16 protein-coding genes are annotated in these 16,055 nt (G+C 49.6%); 6 read left to right on the top strand and 10 right to left on the bottom strand.

Going from position 1 to position 16,055, the window contains the following annotated elements:
- Nucleotides 1-374 precede the first annotated feature (374 nt).
- The 3 genes from glnL to trmL are packed head-to-tail and all read left to right on the top strand — an operon-like array spanning nucleotide 375 to nucleotide 3,342.
- A complete protein-coding gene (gene glnL, locus XMA152_RS09490) occupies nucleotides 375-1,430 on the top strand; it encodes a nitrogen regulation protein NR(II) (RefSeq protein WP_173482211.1) in 1,056 nt (351 codons plus the stop codon).
- A 1-nt stretch (nucleotide 1,431) separates the two neighbouring features.
- Nucleotides 1,432-2,841 carry a nitrogen regulation protein NR(I) gene (gene glnG, locus XMA152_RS09485; protein WP_173482212.1) on the top strand — a complete coding sequence of 470 codons (1,410 nt, stop codon included), beginning with the start codon at nucleotides 1,432-1,434 and terminating at the stop codon, nucleotides 2,839-2,841.
- 45 nt (nucleotides 2,842-2,886) lie between these two features.
- Nucleotides 2,887-3,342, top strand: coding sequence for a tRNA (uridine(34)/cytosine(34)/5-carboxymethylaminomethyluridine(34)-2'-O)-methyltransferase TrmL (gene trmL, locus XMA152_RS09480; protein ID WP_173482245.1), 456 nt, complete (start codon nucleotides 2,887-2,889; stop codon nucleotides 3,340-3,342).
- Nucleotides 3,343-3,368: 26 nt separating this feature from the next.
- On the opposite strand, the gene holA is transcribed toward trmL, so the two are convergent.
- Genes holA through leuS form a run of 3 tightly spaced genes read right to left on the bottom strand, consistent with a single transcriptional unit; the run spans nucleotide 3,369 to nucleotide 7,502 of the window.
- The gene (gene holA / locus XMA152_RS09475) at nucleotides 3,369-4,415 is read right to left on the bottom strand and encodes a DNA polymerase III subunit delta (protein WP_173483441.1); all 1,047 of its coding nucleotides are present in this window, start codon (nucleotides 4,413-4,415) and stop codon (nucleotides 3,369-3,371) included.
- A 3-nt stretch (nucleotides 4,416-4,418) separates the two neighbouring features.
- Nucleotides 4,419-4,907: an LPS assembly lipoprotein LptE gene (lptE, locus tag XMA152_RS09470; RefSeq protein WP_173483440.1), complete on the bottom strand. Its 489-nt coding sequence runs from the start codon at nucleotides 4,905-4,907 to the stop codon at nucleotides 4,419-4,421.
- Nucleotides 4,908-4,916: 9 nt separating this feature from the next.
- Entirely contained in the window at nucleotides 4,917-7,502 is a 2,586-nt protein-coding gene (leuS, locus tag XMA152_RS09465) for a leucine--tRNA ligase (protein ID WP_173483439.1), read from the bottom strand.
- Nucleotides 7,503-7,687: 185 nt separating this feature from the next.
- On the opposite strand from leuS, the gene XMA152_RS09460 reads away from it, so the two are divergent.
- Nucleotides 7,688-8,206: a metalloendopeptidase gene (locus tag XMA152_RS09460; RefSeq protein ID WP_173483438.1), complete on the top strand. Its 519-nt coding sequence runs from the start codon at nucleotides 7,688-7,690 to the stop codon at nucleotides 8,204-8,206.
- On the opposite strand, the gene lnt is transcribed toward XMA152_RS09460, so the two are convergent.
- Genes lnt through miaB form a run of 5 tightly spaced genes read right to left on the bottom strand, consistent with a single transcriptional unit; the run spans nucleotide 8,171 to nucleotide 13,281 of the window.
- Entirely contained in the window at nucleotides 8,171-9,649 is a 1,479-nt protein-coding gene (lnt, locus tag XMA152_RS09455) for an apolipoprotein N-acyltransferase (protein ID WP_173483437.1), read from the bottom strand. The genes XMA152_RS09460 and lnt overlap by 36 nt on opposite strands.
- A 2-nt stretch (nucleotides 9,650-9,651) precedes the next feature.
- The gene (locus XMA152_RS09450; protein WP_173482218.1) at nucleotides 9,652-10,494 is read right to left on the bottom strand and encodes an HlyC/CorC family transporter; all 843 of its coding nucleotides are present in this window, start codon (nucleotides 10,492-10,494) and stop codon (nucleotides 9,652-9,654) included.
- 14 nt (nucleotides 10,495-10,508) lie between these two features.
- Nucleotides 10,509-10,955 carry an rRNA maturation RNase YbeY gene (gene ybeY, locus XMA152_RS09445; RefSeq protein WP_371731481.1) on the bottom strand — a complete coding sequence of 149 codons (447 nt, stop codon included), beginning with the start codon at nucleotides 10,953-10,955 and terminating at the stop codon, nucleotides 10,509-10,511.
- Nucleotides 10,955-11,938 (bottom strand): PhoH family protein, encoded by a 984-nt coding sequence (locus XMA152_RS09440; protein ID WP_173482219.1) that lies wholly within the window; start codon nucleotides 11,936-11,938, stop codon nucleotides 10,955-10,957. Before XMA152_RS09440 ends, ybeY begins: the two co-directional genes overlap by 1 nt.
- Nucleotides 11,938-13,281 carry a tRNA (N6-isopentenyl adenosine(37)-C2)-methylthiotransferase MiaB gene (gene miaB / locus XMA152_RS09435; RefSeq protein ID WP_173483436.1) on the bottom strand — a complete coding sequence of 448 codons (1,344 nt, stop codon included), beginning with the start codon at nucleotides 13,279-13,281 and terminating at the stop codon, nucleotides 11,938-11,940. The genes XMA152_RS09440 and miaB overlap by 1 nt, the downstream gene beginning before the upstream one ends.
- A 155-nt stretch (nucleotides 13,282-13,436) precedes the next feature.
- Here miaB and XMA152_RS09430 point away from each other — a divergent pair, with 155 nt between their 5' ends.
- Nucleotides 13,437-13,757 carry a DUF1820 family protein gene (locus XMA152_RS09430; protein WP_173482221.1) on the top strand — a complete coding sequence of 107 codons (321 nt, stop codon included), beginning with the start codon at nucleotides 13,437-13,439 and terminating at the stop codon, nucleotides 13,755-13,757.
- A 17-nt stretch (nucleotides 13,758-13,774) separates the two neighbouring features.
- Here XMA152_RS09430 and XMA152_RS09425 read toward each other — a convergent pair whose 3' ends face one another.
- The gene (locus XMA152_RS09425; protein ID WP_173483435.1) at nucleotides 13,775-14,296 is read right to left on the bottom strand and encodes a hypothetical protein; all 522 of its coding nucleotides are present in this window, start codon (nucleotides 14,294-14,296) and stop codon (nucleotides 13,775-13,777) included.
- 40 nt (nucleotides 14,297-14,336) lie between these two features.
- The gene (epmB, locus tag XMA152_RS09420; protein WP_254442939.1) at nucleotides 14,337-15,344 is read right to left on the bottom strand and encodes an EF-P beta-lysylation protein EpmB; all 1,008 of its coding nucleotides are present in this window, start codon (nucleotides 15,342-15,344) and stop codon (nucleotides 14,337-14,339) included.
- 103 nt (nucleotides 15,345-15,447) lie between these two features.
- Here epmB and efp point away from each other — a divergent pair, with 103 nt between their 5' ends.
- Entirely contained in the window at nucleotides 15,448-16,011 is a 564-nt protein-coding gene (gene efp / locus XMA152_RS09415; RefSeq protein ID WP_173482223.1) for an elongation factor P, read from the top strand.
- Nucleotides 16,012-16,055: the final 44 nt, after the last annotated feature.

The raw sequence follows: 16,055 nt of genomic DNA, 5'->3' as shown, positions 1-16,055 counted from the left end.
GACAAACTCGCCGAGCTTTGAGTTTCACAAAGCTTTGCTAATTGCAGTTTAAATACTCTGTTATACCTGGACATAAAAAGACCCCCGATAATTGGATTGTTATGTCCAACTATTGGGGGTCAGTTCAACCTGCCGGGTTTTTTATGTCCAGGATGGACGGTATCCTGCAGGCGCATGGATGCGCACAAAACACCTCGCACCAAAATGGTGCATAATATCTTCATATATGCCATTCTATTGTGCATGCTAAAACTCAAAAGCCCGTGGTTACTGGGTTTCGCTGAGTTGGCAACCTTTTTGCTTATTAAGTAGAGCTATTAAGGCTTAACGCTAGAGTAGAGCTGTTAAGTCATCAAAACCCTTGGGAATACCTAATGTTCGGATCGCAACAGTACAAATTGATTCTTGAAAACCTCAATACGGCTGTATTGGTACTGGGGCAGAAGTTCGAGTTGAAGTATATGAATCCGGCCGCTGAGGTTCTGTTAGAGGGTAGCTTTAAACGCTTAAAAAATTCACACATCGAGTATCTCTTTATTGGTTCCGAAGAGGAGCTCAAGCTATTAGAGAGTGTCTCTGCGACGGGACAGCATGTCAGTAAACGCGAAGCCGCTCTGATTACCTTTGGTGGTAACGAGTTGATGACGGATTACACCATCTCAAGGTTACCGAATGGGTTTCTACTGATGGAGTTGCACCCACGTGATCGCCTGGTTCGAATTGAGCGTGAAGAGGAGATGTTGAATCGACATGCCACCGCCAAAGTGCTTGTGCGTGGCTTGGCACATGAGATCAAGAACCCGTTGGGCGGGATTCGCGGCTCTGCACAGTTGCTAGAGCGCGAGCTGGATGATGAGGGGCTTAAAGAGTTCACCGGAATTATCATCGATGAAGCGGATCGGTTAAGAAATCTGGTGGATCGTCTGATGGGGCCTTACAAGAAGCCCAACATACACCCGGTGAACATTCACGAGGTGCTCGAGCGTGTGCGTGCTCTGATTGAAGTTGAAAGCGAGCAAGAGATTCAGTTGGTTCGTGACTACGACCCAAGTCTGCCGGAGTTTAACGGCGACAGTGAACAGTTGATCCAAGCGGTTTTAAACATCTGCAGAAATGCGATGCAGGCCCTGAAAGAGTCTGAAACAGCCGCTCCGCAAATCCGTATGAAAACACGAGCGCTCAGACGAATTACGCTGGGCGCAGAGCAGCATCGACTGGTCTGCTGCGTAGAGATTATCGATAACGGTCCGGGCATACCAAAGGATCTTTTAGATTCCGTGTTCTATCCGATGGTGACCGGTCGTGCGGAAGGGTCTGGGTTGGGACTATCGATTGCCCAATCTGTTATTGGTCAGCACCAGGGTTTAATCGAGGTCGCCTCGAAACCCAGTACAACAAATTTTAAAATTTTAATTCCTTTGGAGAGTTGAGATGGCTAAGCCAGCAACCGTTTGGATAGTAGATGATGATCGCTCAATACGTTGGGTTTTAGAGAAAGCGATCTCTGGCAGTGGCTTGGCGACAGAAGTGTTTGAGTCGGGCGATGCGTTGCTGCGTAAAATTAAGCGTGAACAGCCTGATGTGATTATCAGCGATATTCGTATGCCGGGCATTGATGGTCTTGAGATGCTAGAGCAGCTTCAAGCTGATTATGCAGACATTCCGACTATCATCATGACCGCTCACTCAGATTTAGATTCCGCGGTTGCCTCTTATCAAGGTGGTGCCTTTGAGTACTTGCCTAAGCCATTTGATATTGATGAGGCGGTAGCGCTGGTTCAGCGAGCGGTGCAGCACGTTGAAGAGCAGCGTCAACAAACCGAAGTGATTGTTGAAGATGATACACCTGAGATCATTGGTGAGGCGCCGGCTATGCAGGAGGTGTTCCGTGCCATTGGTCGTCTGTCTCATTCCCCGATTACTGTATTGATCAATGGTGAGTCTGGTACAGGTAAAGAGCTGGTGGCCCATGCTCTGCATCGCCACAGTCCGCGTGCGGGTAATGAGTTTATTCCATTGAACATGGCGGCTATTCCACATGACTTGATTGAGTCTGAACTGTTCGGGCATGAAAAGGGTGCCTTTACCGGAGCTCAAGCTTCGCGCCGTGGCCGTTTTGAACAGGCCGATGGTGGCACACTGTTCCTTGATGAGATCGGCGATATGCCTGCGGATACTCAAACTCGACTCTTGCGTGTTCTTGCTGACGGTGAGTTCTACCGTGTCGGTGGTCATACACCGGTTAAAGTTGATGTTCGAATCATTGCAGCTACCCACCAAAATCTCGAAAACCTCGTTAAAGAGGGCAAGTTTCGTGAGGATCTGTTCCACCGTCTAAACGTGATTCGAGTTCACATCCCCTCGTTAAATGAGCGTCGTGAAGATATTCCTCGTCTCGCTCGCCACTTTTTGTCACGTTCGGCGAAAGAGCTGGGCGTTGAGACTAAGATTCTTAAGCCGGAAACAGAGCGTTTTCTGCGCGATCTGACTTGGCCAGGTAATGTGCGACAGCTGGAAAACACCTGTCGCTGGATTACCGTGATGGCGTCTGGTCGAGAGGTTCTTGTCTCTGATTTACCACCAGAGCTTCTAGAGTCCTCAAATGAACGCCCTGTTGTTCATGGTAATTGGGAACAAGCACTGCGTGGCTGGGCTGATCAGCGTCTCTTTGAAGGGGAGAGGGGCATCCTCAAAGAGGCTGAACGTCAGTTTGAGCAGGTGTTGATAGAGACTGCGCTTAAACATACGGGTGGCCGTAAACGTGATGCGTCTGAACTTTTAGGCTGGGGGCGAAATACCCTAACCCGCAAGCTAAAAGAGCTGGGTATTGAGGCGGATTAGAGTCGCTTAATGCTACAATCGGCATCTAACAGTTTAGGTGCCGATATGCTTCACGTTGCTCTTTACGAACCCGAGATACCACCCAATACCGGAAATATTATTCGCCTGTGTGCTAACACGGGTTTCTCCCTTCATTTGATTAAACCCCTCGGCTTTGAGCTGGATGATAAGCGCCTGCGCAGAGCGGGATTGGATTATGCCGAGTTTGCCTCTATGAAAGTTCATGAGTCATTAGAAGCCTGTATTCAATCAGTCTCCCCAAGAAAAGTATGGTCGATGACGACCAAAACGGATCGCGCCTATACCGATGCTGATTTTGCATCGGGTGATATGATTCTATTGGGCCCGGAGACACGGGGTCTGCCTCAGAGTGTCATCGATTCGACCGATGCAATTACCTTGCCGATGTGTCCTGATTCACGCAGTTTGAATCTGTCTAATGCCTGTGCCATTGTTGTTTATGAGGCGTGGCGGCAGCTCTCTTTTGCGGGAGCCAAGTAGCTAAGGTCTGAGGTGGTTAGGCTCGCTTAAGGGGCTGAGTGTTGGGTATGGAGTGAAGCCATCTCGACACCCGCTAGGCGTAAGCAGATCTGTCCAATTATTAACCAGGGGTCGGTCGGTAGTTGTCCTTTAACGGCCTGATCAGCTTGTCCACAAAGTCGCAGTAACTGCTCAATCTCCGAGACTTTAATCTGACGACTGGCATTGCGAATAGCGGTTTTACGTTTGCTAAACAGTCTCAGTCTGTTCGCAATCGTATCGTAATTCTTCCCTTCTGATATCTCTGTAATCACGCTGCTTAGCGTGCGCAACTCACGTGAAATGGCCCAGAGTATGAAGGTCGGTTCGACACCCTCTTGTCTTAGCGCCTGCAGAATGTGTTGTACTCTTGCAGGTTGTCTTTGTATCGCCGCATCTGCAAGTGCAAAGGCATCAAATCGTGACATGTCGCCAACCGCCTCGGCAACCTGGTTGGCATCAAGGGTTTGGTTGGGGTAGAGCAGAGAGAGCTTCTCTAACTCTTGTTGTGCCGCGAGTAGGTTGCCCTCTACACGATCGGCTAAGACGCCGATCGCCTCTTGATCCATAGAGATTGGAAAAGATTGAAGGCGTGTCGCTAGCCAGCGCGGGAGTTGGTCAACTTCAATGGGCCAGATTTCAACCACTAGCCCGAGCTTTTCGACCAGCTTGAACCAGGCGCTCTTTTTCGCACCGGCATCGAGTCGATCAGCCAAAATGAATATCACCGTATCGGGCGCAGGGTTCTCTAGATAGCGTTGTAGCAGATCTGATTCGGCTTTTTTGATCTTTTGTGAACCGAGTCGTAACTCAATAATTTTGCGCTCTGCAAATAGAGAGAGGCTATTGGCGGCCTCCATCAGGCTGTCCCAGTTAAAGCTGGAATCGATGTGATAGAGCTCTCGTTCAGTGAATTCTAGACCGCGAAGATGGGCTCGAATGGCGTCACAGCTTTCGTCGTGTTGAAGTGTTTCGTCCCCGGTTACAAGGTACACCGGTAGCGCAGTATTTAGCTTGTTGAGCTGCTGAGGTAGCTGATCAACTCTAACTTTCATAGGTTAGCGCGGAACGAAACTTAGGTATTGGCGAATAATCTGTTCAGCCAGTGCACGATTGATCTCTGAGCGGTAGCGCGCTTCCAGAGTCTCTTGCGCCAAGGTGTCTGAAGTTTCGGTAACACTGCGTTGAACATTGACTCGGCGCTCAATGGCGGGCGCTGTGCTATCACCTTGATAGATGGCAAATTGAGCTTCACCGCTCAATTCGTACTCTTGTGCATCTGCATTGGCATCAAGAATCACCGCGCGGCGATTGTAGCGTGCCGATTCAACGATCAGTTTAAGCTTAGCTCGGGATGTTAGGGTCACGCCGTTGCGTTGCAGTTGAGTTGTCAGCTCTCTGCCTAACGAAGTGGGCTGTGTGGTGTTTTCGACCAGAGTTAATTGCTGTAACGCTGGTGGTACCTCATAAAGCCCTTTTAGGTGGAAGCCACAAGCTGTTAGAAACAGCATGGCGAAACCTGCAACGAACGTACGTGACAACTTCATCTTTTACTCCTAGCTGACGACGATGTTGACCAGTTTGCCTGGTACAACAATCTCTTTGCGCAGCGTTAGGCCTTCCATGTATTTCTGAACATTAGCTTCAGCCAGGGCCAGTTGCAAAATTGTGTCCTTATCGGCATCGGCGGCAACATTGATACGAGCACGAAGTTTGCCATTAACCTGCACAATCATCTCGATGTTATCACGTACCAAAGCGGATTCATCAACGCTTGGCCAGCTATCATTTTGGCTTGCACCCGTCAGTTCAGTCAGCAGCTGATCGGCTGCGTGTGGAATGATCGGGGACAACAGCTGGACAGCAGCGCTAAGCGCTTCTTGTTTACAAGCACGTCCTTGCTCGGAGTCATCGTTGAATCGACCGATACTGTTTGAAAGCTCCATGACAGCGGCAATGGCTGTATTGAATGTCTGGCGGCGCTCAATATCATCCGTCACTTTTTGGATGGTTTCATGAGTCTTACGGCGCAGCTCTTTCTGCCCATCATTCAGCTTGGACGTGTCTAAAGTTGATGCTGGGCCGGCTGCGATATGGTCGTGTGCCTGTTTCCAGAGACGTTTGATGAAACGGTGTGCACCTTCCACACCTGAGTCAGACCACTCTAGTGACTGTTCTGGTGGTGCCGCAAACATCATGAATAGACGAACCGTATCGGCGCCGTATCGATCGATCATAACCTGAGGGTCGATGCCGTTGTTTTTCGACTTAGACATCTTGGACATGCCGTCGTGAATCAGCGTTTTACCCGTCTCTTTATGAGTGGCTTTGGTCACACGACCTTTCTCGTCTGTCTCAGTCTCTACATCAACCGGTGAGATCCAAACCTTACCGCCCTGTTCATCTTCGTAGTAGTAGCCATCGGCTAGAACCATGCCCTGACAGAGTAGGCGAGTGAAAGGTTCATCAGAGTTTACTAGACCCTCGTCACGCAGTAGTTTGTGATAGAAGCGTGAGTAGAGTAGGTGCAAAATAGCGTGCTCGATACCACCGATGTACTGATCAACAGGGAGCCAGTAGTTGGCTGCTTGAGGATCCAGCATCGCACTGTCTGAGTAACGGCTTGCATAGCGAGCAAAGTACCAACTTGACTCCATGAAGGTGTCGAAGGTATCCGTTTCGCGTTCTGCATCTGCGCCACACTTTGGACAGCTTGTTTTGATGAAGCTCTCCATCTTTTTAATCGGTGAACCGACGCCGTCGAAGGTTACCTCTTCTGGCAGAAGCACAGGCAGCTGATCTTCAGGTACGGGTACTGATCCACAGCTATTACAGTTAACAACCGGGATCGGTGCGCCCCAGTAGCGTTGGCGTGAAACACCCCAATCGCGAAGGCGGAAGTTGATGGTTGTATGACCGCGACCTTTGTTGTTCAGTTCAGTTGCAATGGCTTTAAACGCCATTTCGAACTCTAGATCGTCAAAGTCACCCGAGTTGCACAGAACGCCTTTCTCTGTGAACGCTTCTTTCGTCAAGTCGACAGTCTGATCGTCAGACAGAGGCTTGATGACCTGTTTGATGTTCAGTCCGTATTTGGTTGCAAACTCCCAGTCACGTTGGTCGTGACCCGGAACCGCCATGACAGCGCCTGAACCGTAATCCATCAGAACAAAGTTTGCTGTCCAAACCGGCACCATTTCACCAGTGAGAGGGTGAGTGGCTTCGATGCCCAATGGCATGCCGCGTTTTTCCATCATCGCCATGTCAGCTTCGGCGACTTTTTGGTGACGACACTCATCAATAAAGCTAGCAAGTTCTGGGTTATTTTCGGCTGCTTCAAGTGCTAGAGGGTGTTGTGGTGCAACGGCTACATAGGTAACACCCATCAGCGTATCAGGGCGGGTTGTGAAGACCTCTAGATCACCTTTGTTAGGCACCGCAAATTTCAGCTCAACCCCTTTAGAGCGGCCGATCCAGTTGCGCTGCATAGTGCGGACCTGTTCTGGCCAGTGATCCAGCTTCTCTAGATCTTCCAGTAGTTGGTCTGCGTAGTCAGTAATTTTCAGAAACCATTGAGGGATTTTCTTACGCTCAACAATCGCGCCAGAGCGCCAACCGCGACCATCGATCACTTGCTCGTTAGCCAGAACGGTTTGGTCAACTGGGTCCCAGTTCACCTCGGCCTCTTTCTTGTAGACCAGACCTTTCTCAAGAAGACGAGTAAAGAACCACTGCTCCCAACGGTAGTACTCCGGGTGACAGGTCGCTAGCTCGCGATCCCAGTCGTAACCAAAGCCCATCTGTTTAAGCTGATTACGCATGTAATCGATATTGCTGTAGGTCCAGTTAGCAGGCGGCACATTGTTTTTAAGTGCAGCGTTTTCAGCTGGTAGACCAAAGGCGTCCCAACCCATAGGCTGAAGAACGTTTTTGCCCTGCATGCGCTGGTATCGAGAGACGACATCACCGATGGTGTAGTTACGTACGTGGCCCATGTGCAGACGACCACTTGGGTAAGGGAACATCGAGAGGCAGTAAAACTTCTCTTTGCTGGAATCCTCTTCAACGTTGAATGCGCCGGATTCTTCCCACTGCTGCTGGACTTTCGGCTCAATATCCTGGGGTTGGTACTGTTCGTTCATCGGTCTCTATATTCTGCAAACATAAAAACGGCATCATTGTTCTTGGAGCAAATTACTTTGCTAAGAAATGACACCGCTCAATGGTTATTTCATTAATACTGTTCAATACTGCATAGGATACATCAGATGCGGTCGCGCCGACAGGTTTGGCTGCTGAATAATCCGCTCTTAAAAGGAGTTTACTTATGAGTGATACAAACCAAGATAAGCTCGATTCTGGCCGTTATGATCAATTGGTCGATCAAGTGATGGATTCTCTCGATGGTGCCAGTGAAGTGACGCTTGAGAAGCTTACTTCAGCGGTCAATGAAACGGTTGAGTTGGAGCAGACAGCGCTTGATATGTCTGCAGATGAAGCGGCCCTGCTAAAAGCCTACCTAATGCGTGATCTGAAGCAGTTCTCAATCGGTGTTCAAAAGGTCGGCGGAGCGCTGGCTGATTGGTTAGAGCTGGATCTTGCCGTATTGGAGAAGGGGATTGTTGATCGCTTGATGAGAGTGGCCGATAAAACTCGTATTGAGCAGGAGTTGCTCCGTGAACAGTTGAGTCACGGTGAAGCGCACTACGCCGCCGGTGAAATCGCGCTACCTGGTCAGTTTGTCTGTACTCAGTGCGGAGCTAAGCAGACGCTGAGCGAGAGTCAAAAGTTACAGCCTTGTCGTGACTGTTCAGCGGTTCTGTTTGAACGAGCGATGTCTAAATAGCGCGGCTAATAACAGTGCTGCAGCAAGGATAAGCGCTGGCCACAACCCCAACTGTTGATAGGGGGTTTGGCCCATGCTTGGGGCGATCTCATGGGTTAGGATCGCCGTCTCGAATCTGGGTGCGGTCGCTAAGACTTGACCCTTGGCATCAATGAAGCCTGAAATACCGTTGTTGGTGGCTCTTATCACGGGCCTACCATTTTCGATAGCACGCATTCTGGTGATCTCAAAGTGCTGATCTGGGCCATGAGATCCGCCGAACCAGGTGTCATTAGAGAGCGTCAGAATCATGTCACTCTGATTGGCATTCTCTCTGACCAACTCTGGGTAGGCGATCTCATAACAGATTGCGCCCGCCAGCGACCCCTGAGGTGTCTCTACCTGAAAAGTTGGTTGTTCTGGCAAGCTAAAGCTGGACATTGGTAGATCAAAAAAGGCGATCAGCCCTCGCAACTGATTTTCAAAGGGAATGTACTCCCCAAAAGGGACCAGTCTCTGTTTGTCGTACAGGCTGATTTTACCCGTCAACGTGCCCACCGAGTTGTGGTACAGGTTTCGCTGTTGGCTCTCACTCCACTCTTTTCTTGGGAAACCTGAAATTAACGTGGTGCCTTGTTGGTTGAGGATCTCCACTAGCGGACTGATCTGGTTGATGGCGCGGCCTATTAATTTGGGTACGGCGGTCTCAGGCCAAATGAGCAGATCGGTAGCGGGTGCTTGGACGCTTAAATTAATAATGTTCTGTATGTGTCGATCAACTTGCTCAATTTGCCACTTAGACTCTTGGGCTAAATTGGGCTGTATTAATGTGATCGAGACGGTCTTTTCTGAACTCTCTGTCCAGTGTGACGGAATAAGGTAAGAGGCACCTAATATCGCAAGGATCAGTAGGAGAGGGGTCGGTTTTTTACGGTGGATGACATGGGAAGCCGAGACAGCAATGATCAGAACCATCGCCGACACTAGCCACACGCCGCCGATCGGGGCTAATGAGATAAGTGGTGTATCGATGAACGCATAGCCGATGAGCAGCCAAGGGAAGCCGGTAAATAGCCAGCTTCTCACCCATTCAAACAAGATCCAAAGAGCGACAAATCCTGGTGCTGAGCCGTCAGTAAACAGGCGTTTGTAGAGCCAAATTTGTGCGGCAAAGAGTATCGCTAACGCGCCAGTGAACATGAGAGTCATCAGTGCGGCGGCTAAAACACCCATGCCACCGTGTAAGTGAATACTCACATAGACCCAAGAGACACCGGCGGTGAAGTATCCCAAACCATAGAGCCAACCCATCAGGAACGCTGAATCGGATTTAAGGGTCAGCAAGTAGAGGGTGGCAATAGAGACAATCGCTAATAGCGGGTAACTAAAAGGGGCAAAAGCGAGTGTCGCTATTGCCCCTGCAGCAACCGCCAAAGTCCTATTCACAAGAGGCTGGAGCAGCATCACTACTCCTTGTGGTGCTTAACCTGTAGCAGTCTAATTCTGCGGTTTTCAGACGCTAGCACGGTGAAGGTGAAGTCATCGAGTCGAATCGTCTCCCCTTTATCGGGTAGGTGACCAAATTGACGTGTCACCAGTCCACCCACGGTATCGAACTCATCATCAGGTAGGCCGACGTCAAAGTACTCGTTAAAGTCTTCGATAGGGGTTAACGCTTTGACAATGAAGCCATCATCTTCAAAGGCTTTGATGTTGCCCTCGTCTTCATCTTCGTCGTGCTCATCTTCGATATCCCCGACGATCTGTTCGAGCACGTCTTCGATGGTAATAAGACCGGCAATTCCGCCGTACTCATCAACGACGATGGCCATGTGATTGCGTGTGACACGGAATTCACGTAGCAAGACGTTCAGTCGCTTACTTTCAGGAATGAAGGTTGCTTTGCGAAGGTGCTCAGCGAGACTGAACTGTTCTAAGCGGCCGTCCAGTGCATAGGGAAGAAGATCCTTGGCAAGAAGAATGCCGACGATCTCATCTGGGTTTTCACCTGCAATAGGAAAGCGAGAGTGTGCACTGTCGATGACCAGTGGCATAAATTCGTGGGCAGATTGATCGATCTGTACCGAGACCATTTGTGATCTAGGGATCATGACGTCACGCACTTGCATGTCGGTCACTTGTATAGCGCCTTCTACAATCGTTAGCGCATCTTGGTCTAGTAGGCCAGTGTCGTTGGCCTCATAAAGAACTTCAAACAGGTCTTCGCGGGTTTTGGGCTCATCCGAAAAAGCTGAAGCAAGTTTGCTAAAAAAGCTTTTGGATGAGCCGCTCGATCGGTCTTCACTCATAGTGTGTGGTTGCCTCAAATATAGGGGTCTGGGATTTGGAGTTGAGCGAGCAGTTCTCGTTCAAGTGACTCCATCTCCTCGGCTTCTTCATCCTTTATATGATCGAATCCAAGTAGATGCAATACCCCATGGATCACCATGTGAGCCCAATGGTGATGAATCTGTTTGTTTTGTTCGGTTGCTTCGCGCTCTACAACCGCGGCACAAATCGCTAGATCACCTAATATATTGCCAGGGAAGCCCGGAGGTGCTTCAAACGGAAAAGAGAGTACGTTGGTCGACTTGTCTTTACCGCGATATTCACGATTCAGTGTCTGGCTCTCGGTTTCATCAACGATACGAATGCATAGTTCAGCTTCGCCCGATAGCTGTGATGCCGCTAATTCGGCCCAGGATTGAAACTGCTCATCACTCGGGAGTGAGTTGCTATCAACAGCGCGAATAACCTCTAAATGAATCACTATTTACGCTCGTCTGTATGTTTGGCTTCGTACGCTTCATAAGCACGTACAATGTGCTGCACGATAGGGTGACGAACCACATCTTTCGCTTCGAAGTGAGTAAATCCAATCCCTTTCACCCCGTCCAGTACCTGCATTGCATGAATAAGGCCTGAGCTGGCGCCGCGTGGTAAGTCGACCTGGGTTTTATCCCCTGTGATAACCGCTGTTGAGCCAAACCCTATGCGGGTAAGAAACATCTTCATCTGCTCGCGTGTCGTATTTTGTGACTCATCAAGAATGACAAACGAGCCGTTCAACGTTCTGCCGCGCATGTAAGCTAAGGGTGCGATCTCTATGACATTCTTTTCGATCAGGCGTGCTACCTTCTCAAAGCCCATCATCTCATAGAGTGCGTCGTAGAGAGGGCGTAAGTAGGGATCGACTTTCTGAGTCAGATCGCCGGGTAGAAAACCGAGTTTTTCACCCGCTTCGACGGCAGGGCGAACCAGTAGTATTCGACTGACCTCTTCGCGCTCAAGGGCCTCAACCGCACAAGCAACCGCAAGGTAGGTTTTACCGGTGCCGGCAGGTCCGATACCAAAGTTAATGTCATGGTAACGAATCGACTGAACGTACTTTTGCTGATTCTCCCCGCGAGGTCGAATCGTCATTTTTCGAGTACGAATAGTGACATCATCCGTCGCAGTCGATTTCACATCAGTTTGTGAAATGCCTGAGTGTTGTAGCGATAGATGAATGTCTGATGGGGCAAGTGGTTTGCCGTTTAGAGACTCTTTGTACAGTGCTTCAATCAGTGTGCAGACCGGGCGAACGGCCTGAATTGCACCTTCAACTTTGAACTGGAATCCACGGTTACCGATTTGGACTCCGGTGCGCTCTTCAATCAGACGTAAGTGCTCATCAAACTGGCCGACTAGATTAGCCAAGGCTGCGCCATCTTCAGGCTGTAGGTTGATGTGGAAAGATTGTGTTTCGCTCATTATTGATCCAGCTCGGAGCTAACTAACTCACCGATCAACGAGTTCGGAAGCGCTTCAGCAATGCGGACATCGGCGAAGTGACCAATCAGGTCTGGATTATCGCAACGGAAGTTCACAACACGATTGTTCTCCGTGCGACCCGATAGTTGGCCAGGGTCTTTACGCGAGTAACCGTTGACCAGAATGCGTTGAGTGGTTCCGACCATGCGGCGGCTGATCTGCAAAGCGTTCTGAGTGATACGGCTTTGCAAAATGTGTAGGCGTTGTTTCTTCGTCTCTTCCGATACGTCGTCAGGCAGGTCTGCCGCAGGGGTGCCTGGGCGACGGCTGTAGATGAAGCTGAACGACGTATCAAAACCTATATCCTCGATTAGCTTCATGGTCGCCTCAAAGTCGGCATCCGTTTCACCTGGGAAGCCGATGATAAAGTCCGACGAGAAGCTGATATCTGGACGCTTCGCCTTGATTCGACGTAATTTCGACTTGTACTCAATCGCCGTGTGGCCGCGCTTCATTGCCATTAGTATGCGGTCAGAGCCACTCTGGACCGGTAGATGAAGATGGCTCACCAATTCCGGCACTTCGTCATAAACCTCGATCAGGCTGTCGGTAAACTCTACAGGGTGTGAGGTTGTGAAACGAATACGATCGATACCATCAATCGCGGCGATGGTGCGAATCAGCTCAGCCAGATCAGCCGTATCACCGTCATGAGTCGCACCGAGGTAAGCGTTGACGTTTTGGCCCAGTAGATTGACTTCACGCACACCCTGTTCAGCCAGCTCAACACACTCGGCTATCACATCATCCAGCGGTCGGCTGACCTCTTCGCCACGGGTGTAGGGCACGACACAGAAAGTACAGTACTTACTACAACCTTCCATGACTGAAACAAATGCCTCTGCCCCCTCAACTTTAGGAGCGGGGAGGTGGTCGAACTTTTCGATCTCTGGGAAGCTGACATCAACGATACCGACCTTGCCCCCCTTGGTATCTTCAATCATCTCGGGAAGACGGTGTAGGGTCTGTGGGCCAAAAATCATATCGACGAACGGCGCGCGATCACGAATCGCTTCGCCCTCTTGGCTTGCAACACAGCCGCCTACCCCGATCATTAATCCGGGTTTTTGCTCTTTCAAAAGACGCCAACGGCCTAACTGGTGGAACACCTTCTCTTGCGCCTTTTCACGAATTGAACAGGTGTTTAGAAGCAGGACGTCAGCCTCTTCTGGATTATCGGTTAGCTCCAGCTTGTGGCTATCGCCCAGAAGGTCAGCCATTCGTGCGGAGTCGTACTCATTCATCTGACATCCGTGTGTCTTGATAAAGAGCTTTTTAGTCATGTTTCACCTGTCGTTACGTTGAATCTATGCCCCATCATTTGGGGCGATGAAGTATACCTCAGCGCACTCTTTGGCGCTAACGAACTTGCAATTGTTTAGAGCGCCCCCACTAACCTGATTAGGCAACTCAAGTTTAGATTGATTGGAGATTCTCAATGGCCGATGCCAAACGCCTCTATCGCGTCACTTACATCAACAAAGATAAAGTCTACGAGCTTTACGTTGAACAGGTTTACAGTGCTGATATGTGGGGGTTTGTTGCGCTAGAGGGTTTCGTGTTTGGTAGTCACACTGAGATGCTGATTGATCCTGCCGAAGATCGTCTACAGCAGGAGTTCGCAGGTGTAAAACGCTCTTTCGTTCCGATGCAGGCCATTATTCAGATTGATGAGGTTGAGAAGCGAGGAAAAGCTCGTATTACGGATGCCGAGGGCACCGTCACCGCTTTTCCAGTCATGCCCTCACGGAGTAAATAACCTCGCGAAACTGATAATCAGTTACTTGCCAGCGACCCTTGGTCGTGCTGACAGATGGCAGGCTGCAAGGTGGGTAGTTGGAGCTCTATCTGATCCGTAGAGTAGTCCTCTACGCTTGAGTCTGAAAAGATCAGTTCGGCACTCTCAATTCTAAAACAGCTAACCGAGCTGTCAGCCCACACCTTATCCCACTGTTGATCGCCGGTTCTATGCTCGGGCGACAAAGGCCCTGCAATTCTCAAGTAGGCATGATCATCGCCGCTCTTCATCGCAGGAATAACCTTACCCTCTGCGTCGAAAGCGATCGTCTTAAACATCACGTAGTCCAGGTCGCGATCCGTCTGATTACTGAAATCGATGACTGCAGCAACATTTTTTGGGGTGATGACTTCCGTCTGAAGTTGGTGAATAACCAGGGTTTTTTGTGGTGGAGCGGGTGTGATGGGCGGTTGAGTTGTCAGCTTAGCTGTTGTGTCTGGCAAGCTGATACAGCCTGACAATACCAGTGCTGGCAGGGACAGTTTTAAAGCGTTTTGCATTGTTATTCTTTTTGCAATCACGTTGTTTTCTCCAAAAACCTTAACTGGATATTAACAAGGTTTTTGATGTTTTGCCTGAAATTTCTTTCGCGAGTCTAGGAACAAGATACCCTGGTAGCTCTCTCTGCATTTGCGTAAAGATCTCTTTACCCCGTTCAATCGGGATATCAAAGTGACTGGCCCCTGCGACAGGATCAAAAAGAAAGAGGTAGTAGGGGAGGATGCCTGCGCTAAACAGAGCACGTGAGAGTCTGACCTGCTCATCAGCGCTGTCATTAACCCCTTTTAACAACACCGCTTGATTGAGAATGGTTGCACCACTCTGTTTTAGCTTGGTGACGGCGTTGTTCAGACTCTGATCAATCTCATTGGCGTGGTTGATGTGAAGGACCACGACACAATCGAACCTTGATTTATGCAAGGTGTCATTGAGTTGATCAGTTACTCTGGATGGAATCACTACGGGTAGGCGAGTGTGGACTCTGAGTCGTTCGAGATGAGGTATGGCTTCAAGATCCGCTACCATCTTTGAAAAACGGTGATCAGAGGTGACCAGCGGATCACCGCCTGAGAAGATCACCTCTCTTAACTCTGTATGCTCTTTTAGATAGGCGAGAGCCCTTTGCCAATGCTCCCCACTAAGCTGGTTATCAGAGTAAGGGAAGTGTCTGCGAAAACAGTAACGACAGTTAATGGCGCAAGCTCCGCTTAAGATCAACAGTGCTCGATCTTTATATTTGTGCACAACGCCTGGAGTCGGGCGTGCATCACTCTCGTTTAACGGATCTTCTGTGAAACCTGGAGTTTGAATGAACTCGTCTCTGATCGGAAGGACCTGTTTTAGCAAAGGATCGTCTGGATTGCCTAGCTCCATGCGGCTTAGGAACTCAAGAGGGACTCGCAATGGGAAGAGCTGGCTAGCCGCTTGAGCCTGTTCGAGTAGCTCGTTGGGTAGGGACAGTCTCTCCAGTAAGGCTTTAGGATCGGTGATGGCACTTTTCAGTGAGTCTTGCCAAGAGTTTGGCGTAATGTCCAACAGCTGCATCATTGAAGTGACCAAAATTTCCAAGAATGTAAACGATCTGTTGGAGCCGATTCTCCTTTGAAGTAGAATGCTCGTCAAACATTCAATCAATGATTTGGAAAAAGAGATGGGAAACGTTTCAAGTGGTCAGTTTAAGACTGGCATGAAAGTGATGATCGACGGCGATCCATGTAACATGGTTGAAGTTGAATTTGTTAAACCGGGAAAAGGTCAGGCGTTCACTCGAGTTCGTCTTCGTAACCTTATGACGGGTCGTATTTGGGAGCGTACTTTCAAATCGAACGAATCAGCTGAAACAGCCGATGTGATGGATCGTGACATGGAGTACCTCTACAGTGATGGTGAGATGTGGCACTTCATGGAGCCAAGCACATTTGAACAGTACGCTGCGGATGAGAAAGCCGTTGCCGACTGTTCGCAGTGGTTGAAAGAGGGTGACAAAGTGATGATCACTCTATTTAACGACAACCCTATTGCTGTGACACCTCCTAACTTTGTTGAGCTTGAAGTGACTGAAACTGATCCAGGCCTTAAAGGCGATACGGCTCAGGGCGGTTCTAAGCCTGCGACTCTCAGCACGGGTGCAGTGGTTCGTGTGCCACTATTTATCAACCAGGGTGAAGTTCTTAAGATCGACACTCGTACCGGTGAATACGTAAGCCGTGCCTAACACGGGTTCGTAATAGAAACGGCAGCTTCGGCTGCCGTTTTTGG

This window comes from Marinobacterium sp. xm-a-152 (assembly GCF_013282965.1).
GTDB lineage: Bacteria > Pseudomonadota > Gammaproteobacteria > Pseudomonadales > Balneatricaceae > Marinobacterium_E.
This window is presented reverse-complemented; position numbering and strand designations above follow the sequence as displayed.